This is a genomic window from Mesorhizobium sp. 113-3-9 (genome assembly GCF_016756515.1).
In the GTDB taxonomy this organism is placed as follows: Bacteria; Pseudomonadota; Alphaproteobacteria; order Rhizobiales; family Rhizobiaceae; genus Mesorhizobium.
This window is the reverse complement of the sequence record NZ_AP023246.1, coordinates 4,724,448-4,746,600: the sequence shown is the minus strand read 5'-3', so window position 1 is coordinate 4,746,600 and position 22,153 is coordinate 4,724,448. Positions and strand designations below refer to the sequence as shown.

The 22,153-nt window shown below is 59.2% G+C and carries 29 protein-coding genes; 2 read left to right on the top strand and 27 right to left on the bottom strand.

The annotated features are described in order from the left end of the window. The 21 genes from MesoLj_RS23180 to MesoLj_RS23080 all read right to left on the bottom strand — a co-directional run bounded on the left by MesoLj_RS23180 (position 1) and on the right by MesoLj_RS23080 (position 15,867). Complete coding sequence (locus MesoLj_RS23180) at positions 1-465, bottom strand: GNAT family N-acetyltransferase (RefSeq protein ID WP_202322723.1); 465 nt, start codon at positions 463-465, stop codon at positions 1-3. Further along, positions 458-2,305 carry a hypothetical protein gene (locus tag MesoLj_RS23175; protein ID WP_202322722.1) on the bottom strand — a complete coding sequence of 616 codons (1,848 nt, stop codon included), beginning with the start codon at positions 2,303-2,305 and terminating at the stop codon, positions 458-460. Before MesoLj_RS23175 ends, MesoLj_RS23180 begins: the two co-directional genes overlap by 8 nt. Further along, positions 2,302-3,006, bottom strand: a complete 705-nt coding sequence (locus tag MesoLj_RS23170; RefSeq protein ID WP_202322721.1) for a hypothetical protein — start codon at positions 3,004-3,006, stop codon at positions 2,302-2,304. Before MesoLj_RS23170 ends, MesoLj_RS23175 begins: the two co-directional genes overlap by 4 nt. After that, positions 3,006-3,689 carry a hypothetical protein gene (locus tag MesoLj_RS23165; protein ID WP_202322720.1) on the bottom strand — a complete coding sequence of 228 codons (684 nt, stop codon included), beginning with the start codon at positions 3,687-3,689 and terminating at the stop codon, positions 3,006-3,008. Before MesoLj_RS23165 ends, MesoLj_RS23170 begins: the two co-directional genes overlap by 1 nt. Positions 3,690-3,727: 38 nt before the next feature. After that, the gene (locus MesoLj_RS23160; protein WP_202322719.1) at positions 3,728-3,913 is read right to left on the bottom strand and encodes a hypothetical protein; all 186 of its coding nucleotides are present in this window, start codon (positions 3,911-3,913) and stop codon (positions 3,728-3,730) included. Between the two features lie 59 nt (positions 3,914-3,972). Next, positions 3,973-4,464, bottom strand: coding sequence for a hypothetical protein (locus MesoLj_RS23155; protein ID WP_202322718.1), 492 nt, complete (start codon positions 4,462-4,464; stop codon positions 3,973-3,975). A 12-nt stretch (positions 4,465-4,476) separates the two neighbouring features. Beyond that, positions 4,477-5,460 (bottom strand): phage major capsid protein, encoded by a 984-nt coding sequence (locus MesoLj_RS23150; protein WP_135918183.1) that lies wholly within the window; start codon positions 5,458-5,460, stop codon positions 4,477-4,479. 5 nt (positions 5,461-5,465) lie between these two features. After that, positions 5,466-6,569 (bottom strand): hypothetical protein, encoded by a 1,104-nt coding sequence (locus MesoLj_RS23145; protein ID WP_202322717.1) that lies wholly within the window; start codon positions 6,567-6,569, stop codon positions 5,466-5,468. Next, positions 6,566-6,856 (bottom strand): hypothetical protein, encoded by a 291-nt coding sequence (locus MesoLj_RS23140; protein ID WP_202322716.1) that lies wholly within the window; start codon positions 6,854-6,856, stop codon positions 6,566-6,568. Before MesoLj_RS23140 ends, MesoLj_RS23145 begins: the two co-directional genes overlap by 4 nt. 70 nt (positions 6,857-6,926) lie before the next feature. Further along, a complete protein-coding gene (locus MesoLj_RS23135; RefSeq protein WP_202322715.1) occupies positions 6,927-7,298 on the bottom strand; it encodes a hypothetical protein in 372 nt (123 codons plus the stop codon). Further along, a complete protein-coding gene (locus MesoLj_RS23130; RefSeq protein ID WP_202322714.1) occupies positions 7,298-8,455 on the bottom strand; it encodes a hypothetical protein in 1,158 nt (385 codons plus the stop codon). Before MesoLj_RS23130 ends, MesoLj_RS23135 begins: the two co-directional genes overlap by 1 nt. 62 nt (positions 8,456-8,517) lie before the next feature. Continuing rightward, positions 8,518-9,360, bottom strand: a complete 843-nt coding sequence (locus tag MesoLj_RS23125) for a LamG-like jellyroll fold domain-containing protein (protein ID WP_202322713.1) — start codon at positions 9,358-9,360, stop codon at positions 8,518-8,520. Beyond that, positions 9,360-9,614, bottom strand: a complete 255-nt coding sequence (locus tag MesoLj_RS23120) for a hypothetical protein (RefSeq protein WP_202322712.1) — start codon at positions 9,612-9,614, stop codon at positions 9,360-9,362. Before MesoLj_RS23120 ends, MesoLj_RS23125 begins: the two co-directional genes overlap by 1 nt. A 29-nt stretch (positions 9,615-9,643) precedes the next feature. Next, positions 9,644-12,025: a hypothetical protein gene (locus tag MesoLj_RS23115; protein WP_202322711.1), complete on the bottom strand. Its 2,382-nt coding sequence runs from the start codon at positions 12,023-12,025 to the stop codon at positions 9,644-9,646. A gap of 115 nt (positions 12,026-12,140) precedes the next feature. Continuing rightward, complete coding sequence (gene dgt / locus MesoLj_RS23110) at positions 12,141-13,478, bottom strand: dGTP triphosphohydrolase (RefSeq protein ID WP_244735149.1); 1,338 nt, start codon at positions 13,476-13,478, stop codon at positions 12,141-12,143. 135 nt (positions 13,479-13,613) lie between these two features. Further along, positions 13,614-13,808: a hypothetical protein gene (locus MesoLj_RS23105; protein ID WP_202322709.1), complete on the bottom strand. Its 195-nt coding sequence runs from the start codon at positions 13,806-13,808 to the stop codon at positions 13,614-13,616. A 234-nt stretch (positions 13,809-14,042) separates the two neighbouring features. Then, positions 14,043-14,366, bottom strand: a complete 324-nt coding sequence (locus MesoLj_RS23100) for a hypothetical protein (protein ID WP_202322708.1) — start codon at positions 14,364-14,366, stop codon at positions 14,043-14,045. Further along, positions 14,366-14,557, bottom strand: a complete 192-nt coding sequence (locus tag MesoLj_RS23095; protein ID WP_202322707.1) for a hypothetical protein — start codon at positions 14,555-14,557, stop codon at positions 14,366-14,368. The genes MesoLj_RS23100 and MesoLj_RS23095 overlap by 1 nt, the downstream gene beginning before the upstream one ends. Beyond that, a complete protein-coding gene (locus MesoLj_RS23090; RefSeq protein ID WP_202322706.1) occupies positions 14,542-14,781 on the bottom strand; it encodes an ABC transporter permease in 240 nt (79 codons plus the stop codon). The genes MesoLj_RS23095 and MesoLj_RS23090 overlap by 16 nt, the downstream gene beginning before the upstream one ends. A 1-nt stretch (position 14,782) precedes the next feature. Beyond that, a complete protein-coding gene (locus MesoLj_RS23085; protein ID WP_244735148.1) occupies positions 14,783-15,001 on the bottom strand; it encodes a hypothetical protein in 219 nt (72 codons plus the stop codon). Further along, positions 14,998-15,867 carry a glycoside hydrolase family 19 protein gene (locus MesoLj_RS23080; RefSeq protein ID WP_244735147.1) on the bottom strand — a complete coding sequence of 290 codons (870 nt, stop codon included), beginning with the start codon at positions 15,865-15,867 and terminating at the stop codon, positions 14,998-15,000. Before MesoLj_RS23080 ends, MesoLj_RS23085 begins: the two co-directional genes overlap by 4 nt. Before the next feature lie 187 nt (positions 15,868-16,054). Between MesoLj_RS23080 and MesoLj_RS23075 the strand changes: the two genes are divergently transcribed. Further along, on the top strand, positions 16,055-16,615 hold the full coding sequence (locus MesoLj_RS23075; RefSeq protein WP_202322704.1) for a CatB-related O-acetyltransferase: 561 nt from the start codon (positions 16,055-16,057) through the stop codon (positions 16,613-16,615). Here the strand turns inward: MesoLj_RS23075 and MesoLj_RS23070 are convergent. Continuing rightward, on the bottom strand, positions 16,612-17,604 hold the full coding sequence (locus MesoLj_RS23070) for a hypothetical protein (RefSeq protein ID WP_202327620.1): 993 nt from the start codon (positions 17,602-17,604) through the stop codon (positions 16,612-16,614). The two genes, MesoLj_RS23075 and MesoLj_RS23070, sit on opposite strands and share 4 nt — an antisense overlap. 212 nt (positions 17,605-17,816) lie before the next feature. Between MesoLj_RS23070 and MesoLj_RS23065 the strand changes: the two genes are divergently transcribed. Next, on the top strand, positions 17,817-18,155 hold the full coding sequence (locus tag MesoLj_RS23065; RefSeq protein ID WP_202327618.1) for a hypothetical protein: 339 nt from the start codon (positions 17,817-17,819) through the stop codon (positions 18,153-18,155). Here the strand turns inward: MesoLj_RS23065 and MesoLj_RS23060 are convergent. The 5 genes from MesoLj_RS23060 to MesoLj_RS23040 are packed head-to-tail and all read right to left on the bottom strand — an operon-like array spanning position 18,152 to position 22,145. Beyond that, positions 18,152-19,618, bottom strand: a complete 1,467-nt coding sequence (locus MesoLj_RS23060) for a hypothetical protein (protein WP_202322703.1) — start codon at positions 19,616-19,618, stop codon at positions 18,152-18,154. The genes MesoLj_RS23065 and MesoLj_RS23060 overlap by 4 nt on opposite strands. Beyond that, complete coding sequence (locus MesoLj_RS23055; protein ID WP_202322702.1) at positions 19,590-20,069, bottom strand: terminase small subunit-like protein; 480 nt, start codon at positions 20,067-20,069, stop codon at positions 19,590-19,592. The genes MesoLj_RS23060 and MesoLj_RS23055 overlap by 29 nt, the downstream gene beginning before the upstream one ends. Positions 20,070-20,071: 2 nt before the next feature. Beyond that, positions 20,072-20,449 (bottom strand): helix-turn-helix domain-containing protein, encoded by a 378-nt coding sequence (locus MesoLj_RS23050; RefSeq protein WP_202322701.1) that lies wholly within the window; start codon positions 20,447-20,449, stop codon positions 20,072-20,074. 14 nt (positions 20,450-20,463) lie between these two features. Further along, on the bottom strand, positions 20,464-21,048 hold the full coding sequence (locus tag MesoLj_RS23045) for a ribonuclease H family protein (RefSeq protein WP_244735146.1): 585 nt from the start codon (positions 21,046-21,048) through the stop codon (positions 20,464-20,466). Continuing rightward, on the bottom strand, positions 21,045-22,145 hold the full coding sequence (locus MesoLj_RS23040) for a hypothetical protein (RefSeq protein ID WP_202322700.1): 1,101 nt from the start codon (positions 22,143-22,145) through the stop codon (positions 21,045-21,047). Before MesoLj_RS23040 ends, MesoLj_RS23045 begins: the two co-directional genes overlap by 4 nt. Positions 22,146-22,153 lie beyond the last annotated feature (8 nt).

Below are 22,153 nucleotides of genomic sequence, written 5' to 3'. Positions count from 1 at the left end.
TCAGGTCTCCTGAAGAAAATAGGTCATTGCGATTGCCGATCGCTTGAACCCCACGCGCTCGCACATGGCGGCAACGCGGAGATCGGTAGCGATGGTCACGTGCGCCCTGACGCAGCCGCGCGTTTTAAGTTCGCCCAGGATATGCTTGGTGAACCGGCGGCCGATGCCGTTCCGGTGATCCGGCCGAATATAAATCGTGTCCTCCTGGGCGATCGGTTCGCTGTTGTGCATGTCCTGGGTGATCCAGATGAATGCGTAGCCAATTGCCTCGCCCTCGATCCGAACCACGAAGCAGAGCAGATGCGGCGCGCCGGCATAGGTCGACACGCGCGGCTTGAAATCGCCGATCCTCATCCCTTCGGCGGCCATGCGCGCCTGCATCTCCCCGTAGTGGGTTCTGCACAGCGGCTCCAGTTCGGGCCATGCCTCTTTGAAATTCTCGATGGTGATGCCGTAGTCAGACAACGACACCTCCATTTTCAAAGGTAACGTCCATCTGCACGAATTCGGTATTCGGCCGGAACCCGAGATAGCCGGTGATCTGCAACTGCGGCTGGACCACGTAGCCGGTCTTGCCGATCGATATCCACTGGCCGCCGCCAATCGAAGGCGTAGGCGCGGCCTGGTCCCACTTCATCACGTCGTAGAGGCCGGAATCCCAAAGATCGACCGTGCCACCGTCTGCGGCAGTCGGCGCGGGAGGAAGCGACACGGAGTAGTTGACCGAGAACGAAATCAGCGGCGTGTAGGGCGTGGCACTGAGGAACGTCGCGCGGGCTTCGCGCACCGTCTTCAGCCGGCCAAGCGACTTCATGTGGTCGGGATTGCCGACATAGGTATAGGCAATCGGATTGCCATCATCGTTGCCGTTGATTTCGCCCTCGTAAACCTTGCCGTCATTCGTGCCGAAGAACAGCCGGGAATTGTGAAGCTCGATGCAGCGGGTTTCCCAGCCGACGAATTTGCACCAGGCGCCAGTCTCAAGGTTGACGACGAACGACCATGCTTCCTGTCCGGTCGACGTGATCGGAAGCGACACAATCGCGTAATTCATGTCAGGCCATTTCACGATTTCCCAGGGCAAGGAAAGCCGGCGGGCCGCTTCGCGCTTCCAGTCCGGCTCAATGTTGCGCGAGATTGCCGCCAGCGACAGGGCCGCCGCGTCCTTGGTGATCGCCGACGAAATCGGAACCAGCCCTTCCTTGGTCAGGATGATCAAGTCACCCCCAGCGCGCATCGTGCCGCGCTTGCCCATGGGCGTGGTGATGTCGTAGCGGCCGACCATGTTCCATTCCGCCGCGGTCGAACCGGCAGGGTTGGAGCCCTCATAAACCGCCGCCTCGCCTTCGGTGGTGACGAAGACGCATTTGTCATCGATGCCGGCGCCTGTATCCATCGACCAGGTTGCGCCGAACAGGAGAGAACCGCCGCGCTGGAAGACACCGGACAGGTTCAGGGTGCCGATCGCGCCTGTCACGCTGTCAACGGGCAGGAACCGGGCGCGCATCGTGCCGCCCTCAATGAACATCAGGCGATTGCGATAGAGCCAGACATGCGAGAGCAAGGACGTGTTGACGCCGGTGATCGCCGCCGAAACCTGAACAACGCCGGTAGGGATATCCGCCTTGGCCGAACCGCCGCCGCCCGTGATGGTTTCATTGTCCTGGAACGTGCCGGTGATCGACTGCACCAGCAGCGAGCCGGTGGCGCCGTTGTCGATGTTCTTGACGATGGTAGCGGTTGCGCCACTCGTCCCGCCCGTGACTGTGCCCGAGCTTGGGAAATTGACCGTCTGCGCATCGAAGTTCAGCCGATAGGTCGCCAGCCCATTGACGGCCGACCAGCCGAACGCGGTGCTGAAGAGCTGAAGAAAATCGGTGCCGTTGACCGCGATCACGAAGCTATCGCCGGACGTGGTGAAATTCACGTAGGCGTAATAGCCCGAGGTTTGCCCGGAGACGTCGGCGGAAGGCGGCACGGTCGGGCTTGCCGGCGAGGTCACGTCTCGGATGGAATTCGCGTCACAGGCCCAAATCTTTTTGGTGCCGTTAGCGTTGTAGGTGATGAAGCTTTCAACCGGCAGGGCGCTGATCGTCGCGCGCTTGATCGAGCCGCCCCGAAGGGCAATGCCGGTAGAGGTCGGGAAGAAGTTTTCAAGGGTCTGAGCCGAGAACGGCGCCGACTTCACCAGGCTGTGGTTGGTGACCCAGCCGGCGACGGGAGCGCCAAACGTATACGGGTTGGCGACGGCGCGCGCCTGGGGCGCAACCGCTTTGCGCCTTCCTGGGAAGCGTTCCAGTCTCACGGCGCACCTGTGACCGTTCCGGGCCAGGCAATACCGCGGCCGCGCCAACTGACAGGCGGAGCGCCGGAGATGACAGCCTTGGAGCCGGGATCTTTGTCGATGTCGCGCAACAGCAGGGTCTGATAGTCGTCAAACCACTGCTCGTAGGCCTGCCCCTTGTTCTGCTTCCACCGATAGATGATGGCGAGCTTCAGCAGCCGTTCGGAAAGCCGGAAACTGTCGGCGTCTTCCGTGAAGCTGGTTTTCGTCGAATTGTCGCTCGCCTTCACGATCAGGTTGGAGACATAGAAGAATTTCACGGTCTCCCCGTTGGCCATGACCGGCCACTGGTGGAACTGATCCCCGAAGATGATCCAGTAGCCGTTGACGGTCGCGATCGGCGTCACCTGAAGCTCTGTCCACTGATCCGGGCCGGTCAGATGCATCGTCTGCCACAGCCAGCGGGACGACCACATGGAAGAGGTCTTCTGCATCCGCTTGTAGTCGGACGGAATGTCAAAGTCGGAGGCCACGCCGTCCCCGGTGATGGTGTAGTAGATCAGCAGCTTCTGCCAGTCGTAGGCGTCGACAATTTCCGCCGCCATGACATTGGCTAGATCCTGCATCTCGACCATTTCCCGCGTGGTGGCGCCATAGACCTGGTTCGGCACGTCGAGGCCGAGCACGGTTGCAGCGCCTTTCACCACATCGAGAATAGCCATCAGGCTGCGTCCTTGGCTTTCGCCTTGGGCTGGGTGCGCTCTTCAAGAAGCGCTTCCATGGCCGCCATTCGTTCGACCAAGGCGGCATTCTGCTCCGCCATCTGTTCAATGATGGCGTCCTTCTGGGCCTCGCGCTCCGATGCCTTGGCCGCGTCGGTGTGCTCGAGGAACATCTTCGCCTGCTTTCGCATCTCGCGCATGTTCGGCAGACGAACCTTGTCCATCTGGCCTTCCTGAAGGTCGCGGACTTCTTCCACCGTGCGGATGCCAGACTGCCGAAGCACTTCGGCCTGCTCGGGCGAAACGCCAGGCCACGCCGCGAGCGCCATGCCGTTGACGGGGATGTCCTGCCCCTTCTTGAAAGCTTCATAGGCCGGCTCGATCTGCATCCAGCGCAACGTCATGAACTTCAGCTTTTCGCCGTCCTGGTCCTCGCCCATCTTCGACGGATCGGGCAGCATCAGGCGAACACGTTCGGTCGTCTTGGTGTTCATCGGCGAATGCGACGGGGAATAGGTCACCCAGTCCTCCGCCTGCCGTTCAAGAATGCGCCGGCCGCTGGCGTCGAGCTTGTAGCCCTTCAGATCGCATTTCTCGGTCACGGGATCGCCTTTGAGCGGCAACATCTCGTAGCTCGTCTTGAATCCCATCACGCGGATCATCGGGGCTTGGTTGTCGGACATTGGTCTTTGCTCCAAATGGGCGGGCGCCGAAGCGCCCTTTAGGTGTTGATCAGTTCCAGAAGTTCGGGGAATTCGCCGTGCAGCACGGCCCAATCGTCTTCCGACAACTCGGCGGCCGTCGCCAGATCGTAGGCCCTGCGATGCTCCCCGCCGTTCCAGAGCTTGCGAAACTGGCTGATGCCGTCCCAGCCCGCAGGCGCTTCTGCTTTTCGTACTCTGGCCATGCTGGCCTCCTATTGGTTGAAAGGGGAAAAGCGGGGCCGAAGCCCCGCCTATGTGTCGATCAGTACGGGAAGGCGCACATGATGATTTTCGATGCCGAGAGGATCGAATATGCGCAGACCGTTTCGGTAACCGCGGCGGCAACCTTCAGGGTGCCGTCAGTGGTGACCGACAGCGCAAGAGCCTGACCGGATGCGCCGGATACCAGGGCGGTGTTCAGCGTCGCCGGCCCCTTCACCTGGATCCAGCAGTATTCGCCGTTGCCAGGCGCGCCGGCCAGAACGCCAGCACCGTTTGCAGCGGTGTCGGAAACGTCCGAAGTGACTTCATTCGTGACGCCGGTCGAAGTTCCGCCGGGAGCATAGAAGCCCACAACATTGTTGATGACGGCCGCGATGGCGCCCGCCCCCTGATTGTATTTCACGAAACGGTAGGTCTTGCCGTCAAACGACTCGTAGAGGTCGTTGATCTTGGGAGCCTTGCCAGAATTCGCGCCGGTCAACTGTGCCGCCGAGAACGTCTGGGTAACGTCGATGCCAACAAAAGAGGTCATGGTTTTCGCTCCTTATGCCGCGTCGAAGAGGACGCCCTGAAGCGACCGGTTCGAGGTGACGAGGTTGCCCATCCAGTAGAAGGGGATGACAACGGCGTCCTGGTTGACGGGCTTCTTCTCGTCGTCCTGGGTCCACTGCGCCTCCTTGTGCTGGTCGACGTAGATGTAATCCGTGTTGAGGAAGTAGCCCTTTTCAGCCGTGGTCGTGAAATTCGTGTTGTCGTCGAAGATCACGTCAGCGGTCTTGTATTTGAGGCCGATGAACCCAGACTGGGCCATGTCGGCGTCCATGTACCGCTGCAACTGCTGTTCTCCGAGTTCGTAGAGCGAATAGAAGTCGTGGCTGAAGGTGATGATGTCCGGCTTGTCGGCGCCGCGCGTCAGACCCAGCCAGAGCCGGTTCATGTCGGCCTTGAACGATGCGGCGTTAGCTGCCGAAGGCGATGCGGCAAGGTTGGTGCCGGTGGCCTCCAGGAACTTGTTGCGCCAGAACGTCCAGGTTGCGGAATCGATGCCGCCGACCGTCCCCTGACCGTTGGTCTGGAGAATGTTGGCGAGACCGCCGATCTGGTTGGACAGCGAGCCGTCCGAGTACAGATCGACCGAGAAGTTGTTCGCGGCGGTCTTCAGCGCGTTGCCCTTCTTGGTCTTGACGAGGTTGATCATCGCGAACTTGCCGCTGTTCTGGCGAAGCTCCTTGCCGCTCGAGACGACATGCAGCGCGACTTGCGCCCAGTCGAATTTCGCGGAAGTGACGACATCCGAGCCGTTGGTGTTCAGCGTGTCGAGACCGGCGTAACGCTGATAGGTGTTGTTCTCCGCGTATTCGAGCTGCACCTGAATTTCGGTGCCGCCGTCAAGGTTGCGGATCTTGTTCTTCTTCTTCAGCCGGTTGAGGAAGGCGTTGTTCTTCGAAACGTTGTCCGCCACCTCGTTCGCGCTGTTGCGAAGCGTGGTGGACACCATTTCAGTGAAGGTGGTCGACGGACCAGCCATGGTGTTTAACCTTTTTGGTTTCGATCATAGACAGCGGCCAACTCTTCCTCTTCGGTGAGAGCGCGGCCCTTGCCAGATGCGGTTGATGGGATGTTGACGGCGGCGGCTCGACGAGCGCCTTCGACCTTGCCGGCACCATTCGAAGCGGCTGGCTTTCCAGCGGCTGCTTTGGCCCGAAGATCGGGGTCGGCGTTCACGGCCATGTCGTAAGCCAGTCCGAATACGGCCTCTTTCGAGGCGGCATCGCCAAGCTTCCTTCGCGCCTTGTGGATTGCTTCTACCATGTCGACTTCAGGAATTTCCGAGTAGAGCGGCTTGTCGGCTGACAAGCGGGTCAACTCATCGGCGGCCGACTGCTGTTCGACGCGCTCCTGAAGCTTCTGGTTTATGCGGTCATCGATACTTGCGGGGTTTCCGACCGTTGCGAGCAACGTCTTCAACCCGGCAATCTCTTGCCGCAATTCGCTTTCGCCCTGCTGGACGGTATGGCCAAAGGCTGCCGCGATTTTGTCGCGCACGCCGTAACTGTCGATGATGGCCATGATAGATTCGACGGGTGCCCGGTCCAGATTGGCCTGGGCATTGAAAAGGAAGTCGATCGCCTTCGCGGGCGTGACCACCGTCCCATCAGCCAGCTTGCGGCCCTTCTGGGGGTCGAAGTAGTGGCCGTGGCGGTCGATCACCTCCTGAATGGGCTTGACTGCGGAAAGCTGCCGGCCGTGGTCGGACAGGCGGCCCTGCAATTCCTGCTCACGAGCCGCAACGAAGGCCCGGATTTCAGCCGGGGTCTTTTCCCATGCGCCCTTGACGACATCGGCGCCCTGAAGGCCTTTCCAGTTGTCAGGCAGGGGAACCGAACCGGCGCCAGGCGTCAGACCATCGCCGGCCGGTTCCCCGCCATCATCGCCCTTCGGCGATACCGTGTCGGCTGTTTCATTCCGGTCCGCGCTGACGAACTTGCCGTTCTCGCGTTCCGCCCCGTTGTCGCGCTCGTTCTTGTTCCAGATGGCTTCAAGCGCCGAATCGTCGGCGACAGTATTGTCATTGATCGCCCCGGCATCGACGACTACGGGTGCGGCTTCAGCCACGGCAGCAAGTTGAGCGCTCATCGAAATTCCTCTGACACCTGAAGGCCCCGCTTCTGGCAGAAGTCGGGATTGCGAAATTTGCCCTTGGTCGGGGAGAGGCTGGGCTCGTACTCGACACAGTTGTGTTTCTTCAGGTCGTCGCGCCGCTGTGAGCGCGAGCCGATTACCGCACCGTCGATCGGTGAACGGTATTCGGGAATGTCCGACATGACGCTAGGCATCGTGATCTGGCCGGCGTACGGTTTCTCCATAGGAGCGCCCGTTTGCCGGTCGACGAAGATGCCATTTCGAAACACGTACCGAGCCATTTCTAGTCCCGCTTGGAGGCAGGACGGAGGGTGCGGCCGGTTGGTGCGAAAAGATAAGCCGTTTGAAAAATCAGGCGAGAAGCAGGGCCGCCATAGCGTCATCGTCGGCGAGGTCAGCCAGATGACGCTGTATCATCAACTGGCCCATCTTCTGTTCGAGCATCGCGGCGAGATCCACGGGCGCCGGCTGGTCCACAGGCAGGCCAGCACGCAGCGCCGCAACGATCTGAGGTGAAAGCTCCGGCCACTCTTCGACCACCTCAAGGACGGGCGCTGGCGGCTCGTTGAGGTCGACGATTTTCCCGTCTCGCACATACTTGATGGGCCGGCGGTACCCCCCGGGGTCACCACCGAAGGGATGGGCAATGACAGGCGATTCCGCCGCGGTCGGGAAATACCGGTTCGGGAAGTAGCGCTTACCGAAATAGCGGTCCGCAAACATCAGGTCGGGTCCAGCGTCACGCCCAGGCGATTGCCGTCAGCATCGACAGAGGCGACAATTCGGTCCTTGGTGTCCGAAACGTCCCGGAAGACTGCGGTCGCGGTTGTCATGCCGCTGGCCTTCCCGAGAAGCGCGGCGTTCTGCAGCCTGGTCGACTGGCGGAAAGTCATGGTGCCGTCCACCACTGCATCGTGAACCGCCGTGGCGACTGTCGCGGCACTCGGAATGTCTCCGACGGCGGCAGGAGCAGCCGGGATGTTGTCGGTCTTAGTTTTGATCGCTCCCGTATCTGACTTAACTGCGGCGATGTCGGCCGAGACGGAAGCTCCGACCGGCGCGCCAAGGCGATTGAAGATGGCATTCGTTGCCGTGGCAATATCCGATGCGTCGGCGGGATCGGGCGGCAGATTGATGGTCTTGTTGCCGATCGCGGCGAGCTGAGTATCGAGATTGGCCGATGCCAGGCCAACCGCTGCGCGGGTTCCTGATGCATCCAGATCGGTGAAACCGGTGACGCCCGTTCCCTTCGCCAAGACGATGTTCGTGCCAGCCGTAAGAATGCGCGTCGTGGTCGACCAGACCGCGTCAAGAGCGTTGGCCGCGAACTTTGCAGCCGTGATCGCGCCGGCCGCGAAGGTGTTGGCCGTGATCGCGCCTGAATTCCATGCGGTACCGCCGGCATTGACCACGTTGACGCCAAGCTGGGCGCTCGCGGTGTTCACTGCCGCGCCGGCAATCTGGGTTGCATTTGCGGCCACTACGCCGGCTGCGAGGCTCACCTGGCCCGTTCCGGTGCCCGATGACAGCAGAACGCTTGCACCAATGTCGCGTGCTGACTGGGCCGTGCCTGAGATGGCAGAAACATCAACCCTGCCGTTGGCATCGACAAGCTGGGTTCGACCGCTCGTGGTGTCGCGGCGGAAAAGCTCAATCACCCGCGTCACCGGCGCCATGCTCGCCTGGGTGATGTGCACCGTGTACTCTTCTGCGTCCGACGTGGACGCTATCGTGGTGTCCTCATCGATCAGCAGCGAATAGACGCCCGGCATGTTGGCGGCGGACAGTTCGGCGATGGTCGGCGTAGTGTAGACGGTCGCGGTACCGCCGTTGCGGCTGCGATAGACCGTGAACGTGGTAAGGCCCGTCTTGCGGGTCACAAGGTCGGTGGTGTCAACCGCGACGAAGTAGATGTTTTGGTCGATCTTGCCGCTGGGGATTCTCATATGCCGAACCTTCTACGGCTGGCTTCGAATAGCGCAGTAAGCTCTGCCGTTGTTAGCGTCCTGCCTTCCCACATAGCCATGGATGCCAGGCGAGACGTGTTCGCCATAGGCGTGCTTGCATTCCCGCGCGTCCCGATCTGAAACGTGAAGCTGGCGGCGGCGGCTGAGGGGGAAACGTAGGTAATCGCCAGCGTTTCCTGACTGCCATTGACCTGAATAACTATCGTTCCAGCAGCTTCATCAATCGAGTGGGCAACGAAATTCCACGCTCCAGGCGTCAAGGCCAGCGTGGAAGTGACGCTAACGCCCGTACTGATCCCATTCCTTTGAGCCCACTTAAGGTTTCCCGTGGCAACGACCACCCAATCGACGCCAATGCTGGCCGGAGCCTGATTGCTATTGCCGAACAGAGAGTTGGATGCTGTCGACGGGTACCAGATCCAAATTGCGCTGGCATTTTTCGCGTTGTCCTTATGGAGATTGTTCATCCACGCTTCGTTGGTGGTGTCGTAGGTTAGGTAGTCACCGCCGTCGAAGGACAAATATTCGTTGAGCGTGCGAGCGTTGGCGGTCCCGTTGATCGTCGGGTCGGTCGCTTCTGCCCCCGCTGTCGTGCCCAGGAAAAAATCGTAACCGCCGCCAGCTGTATCCAGCCATTTCGTAGAGGCGGCCGGAAGCGATGCAGAATCGCCGGCATCAAGGCACAGCTTCAGATTGGTCGTCAGAGACTGCCGTGTAATTATCTGCAACAGCGAACTTTTGTACCAAGGATTGCGAATCCCTGACACTTCGCTGTCAAACTGCGGCTGCTGGCCGGGATAGAATTGCCCATCAAGCATTAGCTGTTGAGATCCACCGCCGCGACCGCATCGGCCTTCGCTTTCAGCGCGTTGAATTCGGTCGTCATCTTGCCAAGCTGGGCCTTCACTGCTGCCTCATAGGCATTGCCCGTGCCGAAGGCGTTGACGGTCGCTACGACATCGGCGAAGTCGCTCGGAATGGCAGCGAGGGCCGCCGACGCCGTGCCCGCATTAGCCTTGACCTTCTGCATCACCTGGCGCTGCTCACTGAGACGCGCCGCGATGGCGGCCATGCCAACTTCGATTTCACTGGTGGTTGCCATTACTGCATTCCCTGTTGCTGTTGAGGCTGGATGGTCTCGACGCCGGCAAGGCGGCCCTGCTGGTCCTTGATGACCCTCTTCGGGGCTGTCAGCGCAGCGGTGACTGCGACCATGAATTCGCCGAACATCTGCCGTTGCGCGGCAAGCTCCTTCATGACGGCCTCGCCGCCGATCGGGTCGATTTGGATTGGCGGAGGCACAATGCCATTCGCGGCGAGCACCTGGTTCTGATCGGACGCAGCCGCGATCTGCTTGGAGCGCAGATCGAACTGCTTTTCCTTCATCGTCATGTCGTGCTGTTCGCGCTTGAACTGCATGTCTTGCGTGGCCTGGTCGCTTTTGAGCTTCGCATCAGCAGCTTTTGACGCCTGGTCCTCCGCTCGCGCCTTCGCGTCCGCTTCAGCTTTTTGTTGTTCGGGATTTGGCTTCTGAGGCTGTTGGGCTTGCGCCTTGGCATCGGTGATCATCTTTTCAAGCACGTCCTCGACCGACTTGCCGAGATTGAACAGGCGCGAGTTCGAGGCGAAGATTTCAACAGCGACATCCTTCGGGAGCGCGCCCTGCTGGACGAGAGGGCCAACGGCGGCCCAATAGGCGCCGGCCGCCTGCATGAATTCCGCCGTTTCGGACTTCTGCCTGGTGAGGTCCGCGCGCACGGTGGAATCGCTCTCGACGTCGATCCGGTACATGCTGGAAAGTCTTTGCCCCAGAAGCTGCTGGACACTCTGCATTTGCGCCACCTTGGCCTGCCTTGCCTTCTCCGCTGCCTGGGCGGCCTGCGATGCCTGCTGATACTGCTGCGCAATCTCCGGCGGCATCTGAGCGCCCTGCGGCGGTGCTGGCGGGGGCTGGATCGGCGTCAAATCCTGCTGCGTCGGAATAATCTGGATGCCGGTCATCTGCTGGAGCGTTTCATGTGAAAACTTGGCGGGGATGATTTCCGACATCATCACGAACAGGTCACGCGCGCCGCGTTCCATCATGCGCTGCATCTTCTGGATACGCAGCGAGCCCCACTGGGTCTTGATCTGCTGGGCGCCTAGCGTCTCGTTGGATTTCGAGGCACCGCGAACGATGTCCGATATCCCGGTGATTTCGTAAATCGCCTGCTTGGTCTGGTCGCGGGCGTTGTATAGTTCGCGAAGAACGAGGATGAACTTTTCCACCGGCCAGAAGGCGACCGCACCAGCAAGGCCGCCATTGGCCGCCCAGATATCCGAGTTGCCGATCGGGACAAATTCCGTGTCATCGGCCGCCAGCATGTTGGCGATGTCGCCCGCATCGCCGGAATACCAGCCTTTCACCTTCATATGGTTGGTGATGATGTTGATGCGCTTGGTGGTCAGGTCCAGCTCGTCCGCGAGCTTCGAATAGATCGAGAAGGGATTGACTGGCATCAGTCGGCCGGTGAGTTCGATCGGCTGAACCGGCGTTGCGATCGGGAAGAAGTCAGTCAGGCCCAAGGGATCGTCGACCGTCTTCAGGATGACGCCTGTGTCGTCGACAAAATAGACCTTGCGGGTTTTCTTACACCAGACTTCCCATCCGGTGAGGTCGCTGTCGGATTCGCCGCGCGCTTTCTTCTCCTGATCGGAGGTCTGGATGCCGATCATTCCGGCGTCGAAGGCTGTATCCTCGTCTTCGCGCTGAATGCAGAATCGGAAGGCATCCCAAGGCCGGTCTTTCCAGCGCTTGGCCGGGCCGTGGCGATAATCCCGCCAGCTTACGGCTTCGAATTCGATCCGCTCATTGGCGAGACGTTCGTTTCCTGCTGCGCTTCCCGGCTGGCTGGCAACGCCGTCGGCGCCCGGGCCATCACCGTCAGCATACACTTCGGCTCCGTCGTTCCCGCCGCCCGCACCATCCGAAGCTCCGCTTCCGTCAGCATTCTCGGTCTCGTCGAGCCCATCGGTGGCATCCTTCACAAAATCGCTGTTGAAGCGCAGCCGGACGACCCCGCGACCAGCCAGGAAAGCGTCTTGCGCCTCGGCCTCCAGTTCGACCTGGAGCTTTGAATCGTCGACCTGAACCTTGATCGACCGTTCGATTATCTCGGCCACATCCTTGGCGGCCGGATCGGCATCACCGAAACGACGGCGTACGTCCGGTGCCGGCGGGCTGTTGATGACGGCGGGAACGATGGTCTCGACGTTGGCGTAGAGAATGTTGAAATCGTAGGTCGTGCCGAGCGTCGTCGGCGTAGTGTAATCGTTGCTGGCCGTCTCGCCAGTGAAGGCTTTGACCGCCTTTTCGGCGTCGTCCATCCATTGCTTTTCAAGCTTGCCGGCGGCTTCGACACGGTTCAGCCATTTGGCGCCTTCTTCGCGAAGGGCCTTTCCCTGCTTCTGCTCTTCGGGGGTGCGCTTGTCCGCCTTGGCCATGGCGGGAAAATGCCGGCTCGCTCAGCGAAAACATAAGCCGCTTGCGGAGGAGAAGCAGCAATCAGGCCCAAAGAGTCAATCGGAGGCCGGCTACTGGCTGGGTAGCAACGTCGTACTAGAGCGGCTTGTGCATCGTCATGCCGTTCGCGCCAAACAAGCGACTGTAAAATTCAACCGCGTAGCGATCAGTCATTCCCGCAATGAAGTCGCATATCGTTCTGCATCTATTAAGCTCATCACCATTGGTGTATACATCACGAAAATCTGCCGGAAGTAATCTATCCCCTCCTTTTTGATTGATAGCATGAAAGATCTTCTTTATTATATCTTTTCCCCTATACTCTACAACCTGTAGCGCTGGAGCTCTTATTACCGCTTCGTATGTTATGTTTTTTAGAACTTCGACTGTCACAAATGTTTTATAGTCAAGGCGCACATTGTGCAACTGCGGATGGGCCGAATTCGGTTGAACCTCGACACCCTGAATGAATGCTCCGACGAGTTTCGATGTGAATGCTGTTCGATTGTAACCGTCCGCAGCGTATAGCCGTGATCTCTGCTGTGCCTCGACAGAAAAGTACATCTTTTTATATTCGTTTGTAGATTTTCTGTTCTTCAAAATTTCTATTTGCTCTGTTCCGAACGTAAATAAGTCTGAAAAAACGTCGTGCAAAATCTCAGGTACATCCTTAACAGTTATGCGCGTAGAAACATCTGGATATTGTTTTGCCAATCTCTTATTTATTGTGGCTACAACATTGTCATATATTGCAGAATCAAGCGCAAATAAATCTAGCGGACTCAAAAATCCGCTTTTGAACACGTCCTCTAGATCGTATGTTGAATACGCAATATCGTCAGCGATATCCATGATCGAGCATTCAACAACTTTAAACTTGCCGATGTATTTCTCACCGAGAACCCGTTCCTTGATTTCCTCCACCAATTTCCGATCGGAATCATAGTATCCCTTGACCACCTCATTCCGCTTTTCCTGAGGTCTATCAGCGGATCTGATGGGAATTACCGAGTCGTACTTCAATATTGAAGCAAGGGATCGAAAAGTGAGATTTAGCCCGCAGCGCTGATCTTTTCCAGTAATGAACGGACGCAGGTCGTCCGGTGCGGCCAAAGTCACCTTTTTCTCGAGCCGGGATAATATTCGAAAAGTTTGAGCATTGCCTTCAAAGCCGCCGAAATGCTTCCGCATACATTCGTCGAGGGCTTCCTCACCATTGTGTCCAAACGGTGGGTGCCCTAAGTCGTGAGCCATACCGGCAAATTCAACGAGATCTGGCGCTAGCTTCTGGGCCGGATCGGCAAACAACTCATGGCTTGCATTCAGTCTTATCGCAATGGATTTCGCGATCTGGGCAACTTCCAACGAGTGGGTTAGCCTGTTTCGAAAGAAATCTCCTTCGTGGCCAGGGAAGACCTGTGTCTTGCCCTGCAACCTTCGAAATCCAGCACTGTGGATTAGGCGCGCGTAATCTCTGCGCCACTCTTCGCGGTATTCTTCGGTATTCTGGGTACCAACAACCCGTCCGTGGTCGGACGCAGAATACAACGGCCGCATGGCCCCCCGACGCTATTTCCGCTTTTCAATAATGCTACCGTTAGCGGACGAACGCTCTTTCAGCAACGTCCAACTGCCACTTGGGCTTTCGACAGCCGTTTGTAGCGTGCGCAACTCGCGAACCACCGTTTTGTAAACGGGATTCTTGTCGGTAGCCGCAGCGGTTGCGGCCCTTTTTACGGACATGCCAGTCATGGACTTCGCCATTGCCATCTCTCCCTCGTGTTCTCACGACTATATTCGTATTTTGCCAAGACAGCGCATGTTCATTGCACAGCTTGATATTAGCGGATTGTAAATTCGTTAACCGGTGCCTGTTTCTCGCAGCGGCTGGACTCAATGGGTATGACCTGCTGCAGGTTCCGTCAGATGCCAGCGCAATGCAACCGTCCTTTATCGAGTTTCGACCCGTCCAAGCCGATTCCTGCGACTGATGCTGAATTACTCGTCCATCGCGGACTTGAGTTTCCGCACGATCATCTCAAACAGGATGTCCGAGATCCACATTGCCGAAACGCCTATGAGGAATGCGGCGGCGAGCGTGGTGGTGTCGTCCGCCGGGTCGGGGAGCGGGACACCAGTCGCGCGGAAGTAGGCAACGACGGGGAGTGTCAGATAGGCCGCCGCCAGGGCGCCGCAGACAGGCGAAGCCACCATTTCGCGGATCTTGTAGCGATGGCGCGACAACGCCCGGAGAATGCCGCCAGAAAGGCCGGCTACCACGACAGGGGCCTTGATGCCAAGGAAGTCGAAGAGATCATGCATCACGGCTTCCATCCGCACAGCTTTTGGCCGGTCCGATTGTGGGTCAACGCGGCTTTCACCTCCGTATCTGACATAGCGGCGATGGCTGTTTCAGAAAGCCGCACCGGTTCTGAAATAGCGCAGAAGCTCCCCTTGGGGCTCGTGCAGCCGGCAAGCGCGATCAGGCCTACAAGGATCAACCCTTTGACCATGTGCCGAGTTCCTTCCTTGCCGCACCAGCCGGCAATGCGCCGACATCGTTCTGAACCTGGTCCTTAATGTCGCGAGATTCGGTCTCGGCTTGCGCCTGCTTGTTGCGCTCTGCCTTGGCGCCGGCCAAGCGCTGCTGAAAGCCGTAGCTGAGCGCGGCAATGACGGCTGCGCCCATGCCAAGAATGGTAGGATTGCTGAGGAACCATGCGAGGAGCGCGGTCATCTCACATGTCCTTTGCGCGGACGCGGCGAAGCATTTCAGTCAGGACGCCGGAAGCCACGATGTAGATGGGCAACCACTTCTCCGGCACATACTGGTTGAACAGCGCCGGATCGGTGACTGAAATTGTCGTCATGATGGCACCGGCCAACATCTGAAGGCGCGCCCATGCGATGGTTTCGGAGTTCTTGAACCAGGCTTTGATTTTGGTCCACATGGTCATTTCCTCTTGAAGATTGCGCCAACCACCGCGAACAGCAGGCGCCACAGCCAGTTGCGTTCCACTGTCTTGGTTTCGGTCGTCGGCGTGGGTTCGGGGTAGACGATCTGCGGCGCTGGCGGAGGCGGTGCCGGGGTGATGACGACAGGCGGCGTTTCATGCGTGGAAGCCGCTGGAACGCTCGGTTGCGGGGCGATGACGGGTGGTGCTGGCGCAACAGGCGCGGTCGGCGCTGTAGCGGCTTCCGCCCCCGAATAGGCGCCGGCTCGCAATGCCGTCTCGAAAGCTCTGGCATAGCCGGCGATGGTTGCGCCGTTGCGCTTCACGTCGCCGTTGATGATCGCCCGCGCGTTGACGTAATCGACCTTGGCAGTGGTGATGCAGTCTGACAGCTTCTTGCCGGTGAACAGGCCGCGCAACATGCCAACGAACATGATCTGTACGGCAATGTCCGGCTTCAGCGCGAGATCTGGATTCCCGACGAGATCAACGCCGATCGCCAAGCCCATCTTGGCATACATTTCCTTGCCGGTGATCTGCGACAGACCACGCCCGCGATAGGCCCAGCCGTCATTCGGGGCAGTGTTGCCCATCCGGCCGGCGTAGACGAAATTGGCGAGCTTCTGCGGCTGGCGCACGTATCCGAGCGTGCTGGCGGTTGTCGGGAAGCGGGAAGGCCACGCTTCCATCATCGCCTTGGTCGAGTAATTCAGGTTTTCCGATATCGGCTGCATGGGCGAGCCGACTTCGTGATACGGCGTGGCCATGATGTAGGCGAGCTGCTGAAGCGGCACGTCGCGCGCCTGGGCCTCATCCAGGATCAGTTCGAGGACGGCAACCTGACCCGTGGATAGGCTGGTGCCGAACACGCCTGAGTTTCGAGAACGAAGAGCGGCATAAAATGCGCTGCGATCCATGGCTGATCCCTGCGGGGTTTACGAACCGGCGCAAGATGAGGCCAGGGAGGGCGAAAACAGTAGCCGCTTGATTTTCTATCGCGCGTTGTGATGGCACCATGCTATCGGCAACGAATATTCAAAATTCCGGGGGGGCTTGATGTCAAAATTGACTATTTGGTTTCGTAATAGACAGAATCCTGTGCCGAAAGACACAAAAATTGGCCGCTGGACTTATGGCATCGACAACGGCCTTAAGATATTCGGTTGCAATCCTGACGCTCCCCTGGAGATAGGTTCTTTTTGCTCGATCGCGGCCGACGTCATTTTCTTGTGCAGCGGTAATCACCCAACAGCTAGTGCGACAACCTCCTTCATCCACGCAAATATGCTGGGAAAGCCGGCACGTAAGGACCCAAGCGGACGGCGCGGCATCACCATCGGCAACGACGTTTGGATCGGCAGACGGTCGATGATCCTGCCAGGCGTCAAGATTGGTCATGGAGGCGTCGTAGCTGCTCAGACCACGGTCACAAAGGACGTGCCGCCCTATACGATTGTCGGTGGCAACCCTGCAAAGAAAATCCGTCTTCGCTTCCCTGAACAAGCCGTCGAGAAGATGCTCGCAATCCGCTGGTGGGATTGGGACGATGAGAAGATCAAGCAGGAAGCCGACCTGTTAACCGGCCCGATTGACAATTTCATCGCAAAGCACGGCTAGGCCCACGCCCTGACAACCAGTTTCCAATTGCCGTTGGTGAAATTGCCCCAAAAGCCGCTTGATTTGTCGAACCCGGTGAGAGGAGCATTGGCGCTGAACCGAACATTCACATTCGTCGCGTCAACCGTGACAGCAAAGCCGTGGCCGTTCGATCCCGGATCACTGACTGACGGGTTCATAACAACCTCATCGCCGATCGAATAACTGCGCTCGGCTGTCTGGCAGATCATGCTGACCTGGATCAGTTTGGGGCTGGCCCCGAGACTATGGGCAAGCGTCAAGGACCCGCCATTCGTGACCGTCTGCTGTGCGCTCTCAAATGACTTCGAAAGGGGTAGCGCAGCCCAGCTTGGCGCTGTTGCTCCAGCGTTCATCACGAGAGCTTGACCGGCTGTGCCTTTCGCGAGCCTAACCAACGCCTTCGCGCTCGATGCATAGAACAGATCGCCAGCCACCACAGAAGCAGGGAACGGGACGAACGTCTGCGCGGCGGCACCGTCGCCGATCAGTAGGATATTATCGTCAGTGTCCCACTGAACGTCGCCATCAGCTGTCGGTGTCGGCGCAGCGCTTTGCTTCAAGATCAGGGAGGGCTGGGTCAGGGTGTTGACGGTTGGGGCACCACTGGCCCGCGTGAAGCCGACACACTTCCAGTTGCCCGAGCCAAGAGAGCGCCAACGCGCAACGTCGCCGGCCGCCGTGACGATGTTGGCCGCGCTGGGCAGAATGAGGCTGGTGGCGTTGTGTGTGAGCGTCAGGACGCCCGTAAAGGTCGTTTCGCGCTCGATGCCGGCGGCGGCGCTGGTAAACCCGGTGATTGTGACCGTGCCGGTGATGTTGAGGTACGCGCCAGTCGCAGCGGCGATGTTGGGTGTTGCCGCCGAGGCAATGTCCTGCCCTTGGGTGTTGAAGGCGTCATGACCACCAACCGGGCTTGTCGCGCCCGTGCCGCCAGCCGTGACCGGTCGCGCCGCGTTGGCATCCGCCACAAGGTCCGCCACCAAGGCGTTGTACGGCGCGCTGGCAACTGTCGTGTTCGGCGTTGCCGTTGTGCCCGGAGGGGCTGAGTATATACCAGCAGCGCGAGGCATGGCCGCTCCAATCCTGTTGACTGGCGCTAGGGTGCTGATGCCGCTACGAAAAGATAAGCCGTTTGAAATCGCCGTGACTTCGGGTCTATCGTCCCGCCGGGGGATTGGTGATGGATCAGAACAGCGGCTGCTTGCCGGTACTCGTTTGTATCGTTGTCGGGCTATGGTTTTCCTTCGGACATCCGGCGCGAACCGTGGCCGACTGGTATTGGCCAAACGATGCCGCTCCTTGGGAAACCGTTGACGCGTTCTATTATCCGAATAGCGCAGATCTTAGTACCGTCCGCGAGCAGCATGGACTGCCCAATGTCCAGAGTTGCCGGGATTGGGTGAATGGCCAGGCATACGCTGACGGCGATCCGACTATGACGCGTTCCGACTATGAATGCGGCCTCGGTGATCCAGAGCCTTACGGCATGCTGAAAATCTACCGCGCAACCGTCGATTAGTTTCTTCCCGCTCGCCGACGCTTGATCATGGCGTCGACCGCCTCTTTGACCGTCTGACCGCTGCGAATGGAGCCGTCTGGCATCGCCTGATAGGCGCCCTTGTCGCCTTCCGGCTTGGCCGATGGCACGATGACTTCTCGCCATGCCAAGCCCAGATACCGCCAGCTTGAGCCGATGTGCTCTGCCCAGTCCTTCACCGGATTGTCGCGGAACCGCTTCAGATCGTCGTCCCACTCGCGACGATAGGACTTCAGACCATCTCTGCCGTCCCATGTCCGCTCTTCGTCAAAGACGCCAAGCTTGATCGCCTCTCGGCCAGCGTTGATGCCATCCGCCACGCTGACCATGCCGACCATCTTCGGCTTGCGGCCCATGGCCTTCAGCATGTCGAAACGCGTGTGCTTCGTGCCCCAGACCGGGTGCATGACGTCATGCGGCACATAATCGTTCCCGTTATAGCCTTTGTCGTTCAGCCACTTGCACCACTGCTCCAGGTCTTCAGTGTCGGGTCGATAGAAATCTACGATGCGCAATTGCGATCCTATGTGGACCGGGGTTCCCATTGCGGTGGTGGTGAATTGCGGCACAACCTGAAAACACCAGATAGGATTGTTGACGGCCTTGCCGAGATCCCACGCGGTGTGGACGGGATATGCCGGGTCGACTGGCACGGCTCGAACACGGCCTTGCGTTTCCGCCTGGGCCATCTCCGCGCCCCAGTAGGCGCCGACCATGGCGCCCGCGAATGAGCAGTAATATTCCTGCTCGATCAGCAGATCGGCGATGTCCTTGCCGAATAGGCCGGTATATTCGCGGCGCTGGCGCTCTATGGCGTCGAGACTGATCGCGTTCGTCGCGCTGACTGAAAGCACTTCCGTAAACCAGCCAAGCGGATTGGTGACCGGGTGGAACACATCGTTCTTCACCGTGTCCAGCATGCCCTTGGCGTGATTGTTGCCGCGCGGCGTCGTGATGAACGAAGCCCAGCCGCCGTTTTCAGCCAGGATCGGCGACAGGTATGCCCACGCCGACGGATTGGCCAGCGCCCATTCCGAAAACGTGATACCGCGGGGCGGAGACCCGACCAGGCTGTTGAAGTTGTCCGACCCGACGACCTGAAACGTGGAATCCACATCCTTGAAGCGAAGGAACATCTCGTGATCGTTCATGTTCGCGATGATGGATTCGGGGATCGCCTCGAACAGTCTGCGCTTGCCGGTGTGGGGATTGACCGCGTTCCAGATTGCTTTGCGCGCCTGGGCCGCCTCCGGCAACATGTGCCAGTACGTGCCGGGCCGCTCATAGGCGGACACAGCGTGCATGTTCAGGTTGACGTCATCCTTGCCGGCGCGGCGGTGCCAGAACAGCAGTTGGCGCTTACACCCCTGCTCCCATGTGTTCCAAGCCTTCTGCTGATACCAGCGCGGCCGCCAGTTATTTGCCGGAAGTCTGACTGTCGGCATCGCCCGCTTCTTCCGAGAACTTCACGATTTGGATTGTCAGCGGCCCGCCCTCGGCATCCGTCAGCGCGACCTTGGTGCCGTACTTCTTCGGCCTGAGCTTTTCAGCGATCCACTGGCGCGCGCTGATGCGTAGTGCAGAGCGCCGCAGCGCTTCGCCATTCTCCTGCCAGCCGATCACGGCGCCGTCGCTGTTCCTCCGTTCCATCCAGTCGTTGCTGCCGTCATCGGCAATGTCGGTCATCTCGTCGACCAGCACGTCAGCCTGGGCCTCGCGCGCATGCGCGTACTTGGTCCTGAAATCATCCCGGGCGGGATCAGCAAGCCACGCAAAGACCGTCGATTTGCCGGGCATGTCTTCTGCTAGGCATATGGTCCGTAGGCTCTGCCCGTCTGCCAGCTTCTCGCAGATCGTGTCCGCTATCTCCTGGGTGTAGCTACTCGGCCTTGCCATGCTTATTGACCTTCCTTGAGCCGGATCTGCACCAGCCTGACGTGCACACCAAGCTGCTTCGCGATTTCGCGCGCTGAAAATCCCAGTGCTCTCATATCCTTGATCGCTTTCCGCCTTTGCAGCGCGAGCAGCCGGCCACGATGCTTGAACGGCCGCCTTGCCCGCACGTCGCCCTTGTCTCGAGCCCGCTTGACGTATTGGACGACTGTCGTCGGCGAAATGTCTAGACACTCCGCGATGTTCTCGTACGTGCTCATTTCCTGGTACATGTCGAGCGCCTGGTTGCGGCGCCTGATCACGATGTCTACGGCCTTCCCGCCCTTCTTGTTGAAGCTGCTGAAGGCGTGAAACGGCATGGAAGCACGATGCGGGCGCGTCATCTGGGCGGCTCCTGTCATGCTCTTGCGCTGTAATCGAGCTGTTGGCGAATTAGATCGAGCGACGACGGCGACCGGTCCAAGGCGGACTGTCGGCCGATCAGGGAAAGCTCGTCCGCTCGTTCATTGCCGATGATGCCGCAATGGCCCTTGACCCATTCCAGCTTGATCGGACGCGCAATCAAAGCTGCATCGAGCGCTTGCCAGAGGTCGGCATTCGCCAATGCCTTGACTGCACCCCGCTTCCAGCCTTTGCGTTTCCAGCCATGCCGCCAGTCGTTGCAGCCGTTGACCACGTACATGCTGTCAGTGAGCAGCCGGACCGGCTCCCCCGAAATGTTCTCGGCGATCCAGCGGAGAGCCTGCAAAGCCGCGGTCATTTCCATCGTATTGTTGGTGGCATCCGGATCGCCGCCGCACTCGGAATAGACCTCGAGCCCATCGCGATAAACCACGAAGGCCCAGCCACCGGCGCCAGGGTTCGGTTCGCATGCGCCATCGGCGTAGACAAGCAGGCCGTCATCGTGACGTGACGTGACATTAGCCGCCAAACGCTGGTCAACGTGCGCCAACGTTTGCGCGGTCGATCGAGCGCGGCTCAAAACTGCCGCTCCGACGTCAGAGGGTCCAGCGCGGCGCCGTTATACGGCAGATCCGCTAAGGTAATGTCCGGGAAGAGCGCGTTCGCGAAGTGCTCACCGGCAAATGACACTGATCGCAGCAAAAGCTGCTTGCCGGATTTGTTGAAGACGAGTGAGCGGAAAGGCGATTGGTCGTTGCGCCCCCATCGCTCCAACAAGGCAAGGGTGAAATTGCCCAAGAATAATTGAGCGCTGGATATGAGCGAAATCGTCTCTCGAACGGCACTCATCATCTTGATCGCCTGACCGCCTCGGCTGAGAATTTCCAGTGTGGCGGTGTCGTTCGTTCCACCCGGAGACCAAGCCGGCAACGGCGTGTCCATCGTGGCCAGAAAGCCTCTGGCCTCGCGAAGCACGTTTTGAGGTCCAAAGCCTCGCTTCAGGAAGACATAGCCATAGGCTTGCCCGAGCACGACGGTATCGAGGATCACCTGTCCTTTTTGATCCCGAAGGCCCGTGTCGTTCTTGATGCTGATTTCGCCGCCGCGCTTATGCAGATCAGTGTACAGAAAATCAGCGAAACCCGGTGCCTGATCATCGATCTGCTCTCGCACAAAAGCCAAGGCTTCGGCAGTCGGCTGAATCTGGTCGATCAGCGATACCAGGTCATCGCGCCGCGCGGCCAATGAAGCCCAAGCCGCGACAAGGTGACGGCACCGGGCGTCAATCTTAAACCGCTCTTCGGCCTCGGCGTACAGCTCGCCGAAGTGCTTCGCCGCGCAGCGGTGGCCGATAAACCTCACGGTTTTTTCTTCGGGAAACCATGCGCCGCGACCGACCTTGAACTTTTTGGCCGTAGGCGAACAGATCGGGCAAGGCACCAACTCCTGCCCTTCGCGCCTTAAAACCGGCACCCTCACCTCACCGGTTAGCAACACCACTTTTCCGTCAGACGGTGGATGCGTGGTCGTGATGTCGCGGTAGGTTTCAGGATAGCCCGTGTCGTTGATGTGGGCCAACCAGCCGGCGACAAAAGCGTCATCGGGTTGGCTCGGAAACGCTGGAAAACAAGCTAGGTCAGTCATCTTCAACCCCTTGTTAGAATTCAGATCAGGCAATTGCTGCT

What these genes read in the sequence shown, in the direction of transcription:
- MesoLj_RS23140 (WP_202322716.1), bottom strand. Translation starts at nt 6,856, where the DNA reads ATGGCTCGGTACGTGTTTCGAAATGGCATCTTCGTCGACCGGCAAACG.
- MesoLj_RS23115 (WP_202322711.1), bottom strand. Translation starts at nt 12,025, where the DNA reads ATGGCCAAGGCGGACAAGCGCACCCCCGAAGAGCAGAAGCAGGGAAAG.
- MesoLj_RS23165 (WP_202322720.1), bottom strand. Translation starts at nt 3,689, where the DNA reads ATGTCCGACAACCAAGCCCCGATGATCCGCGTGATGGGATTCAAGACG.
- MesoLj_RS23090 (WP_202322706.1), bottom strand. Translation starts at nt 14,781, where the DNA reads ATGACCGCGCTCCTCGCATGGTTCCTCAGCAATCCTACCATTCTTGGC.
- MesoLj_RS23100 (WP_202322708.1), bottom strand. Translation starts at nt 14,366, where the DNA reads ATGCATGATCTCTTCGACTTCCTTGGCATCAAGGCCCCTGTCGTGGTA.
- MesoLj_RS23065 (WP_202327618.1), top strand. Translation starts at nt 17,817, where the DNA reads ATGGATCAGAACAGCGGCTGCTTGCCGGTACTCGTTTGTATCGTTGTC.
- MesoLj_RS23135 (WP_202322715.1), bottom strand. Translation starts at nt 7,298, where the DNA reads ATGTTTGCGGACCGCTATTTCGGTAAGCGCTACTTCCCGAACCGGTAT.
- MesoLj_RS23095 (WP_202322707.1), bottom strand. Translation starts at nt 14,557, where the DNA reads ATGGTCAAAGGGTTGATCCTTGTAGGCCTGATCGCGCTTGCCGGCTGC.
- MesoLj_RS23170 (WP_202322721.1), bottom strand. Translation starts at nt 3,006, where the DNA reads ATGGCTATTCTCGATGTGGTGAAAGGCGCTGCAACCGTGCTCGGCCTC.
- MesoLj_RS23150 (WP_135918183.1), bottom strand. Translation starts at nt 5,460, where the DNA reads ATGGCTGGTCCGTCGACCACCTTCACTGAAATGGTGTCCACCACGCTT.
- MesoLj_RS23120 (WP_202322712.1), bottom strand. Translation starts at nt 9,614, where the DNA reads ATGGCCGCCATCGCGGCGCGTCTCAGTGAGCAGCGCCAGGTGATGCAG.
- MesoLj_RS23050 (WP_202322701.1), bottom strand. Translation starts at nt 20,449, where the DNA reads ATGACGCGCCCGCATCGTGCTTCCATGCCGTTTCACGCCTTCAGCAGC.
- MesoLj_RS23125 (WP_202322713.1), bottom strand. Translation starts at nt 9,360, where the DNA reads ATGCTTGATGGGCAATTCTATCCCGGCCAGCAGCCGCAGTTTGACAGC.
- MesoLj_RS23085 (WP_244735148.1), bottom strand. Translation starts at nt 15,001, where the DNA reads ATGACCATGTGGACCAAAATCAAAGCCTGGTTCAAGAACTCCGAAACC.
- MesoLj_RS23105 (WP_202322709.1), bottom strand. Translation starts at nt 13,808, where the DNA reads ATGGCGAAGTCCATGACTGGCATGTCCGTAAAAAGGGCCGCAACCGCT.
- MesoLj_RS23160 (WP_202322719.1), bottom strand. Translation starts at nt 3,913, where the DNA reads ATGGCCAGAGTACGAAAAGCAGAAGCGCCTGCGGGCTGGGACGGCATC.
- MesoLj_RS23075 (WP_202322704.1), top strand. Translation starts at nt 16,055, where the DNA reads ATGTCAAAATTGACTATTTGGTTTCGTAATAGACAGAATCCTGTGCCG.
- MesoLj_RS23055 (WP_202322702.1), bottom strand. Translation starts at nt 20,069, where the DNA reads ATGGCAAGGCCGAGTAGCTACACCCAGGAGATAGCGGACACGATCTGC.
- MesoLj_RS23060 (WP_202322703.1), bottom strand. Translation starts at nt 19,618, where the DNA reads ATGCCGACAGTCAGACTTCCGGCAAATAACTGGCGGCCGCGCTGGTAT.
- MesoLj_RS23155 (WP_202322718.1), bottom strand. Translation starts at nt 4,464, where the DNA reads ATGACCTCTTTTGTTGGCATCGACGTTACCCAGACGTTCTCGGCGGCA.
- MesoLj_RS23145 (WP_202322717.1), bottom strand. Translation starts at nt 6,569, where the DNA reads ATGAGCGCTCAACTTGCTGCCGTGGCTGAAGCCGCACCCGTAGTCGTC.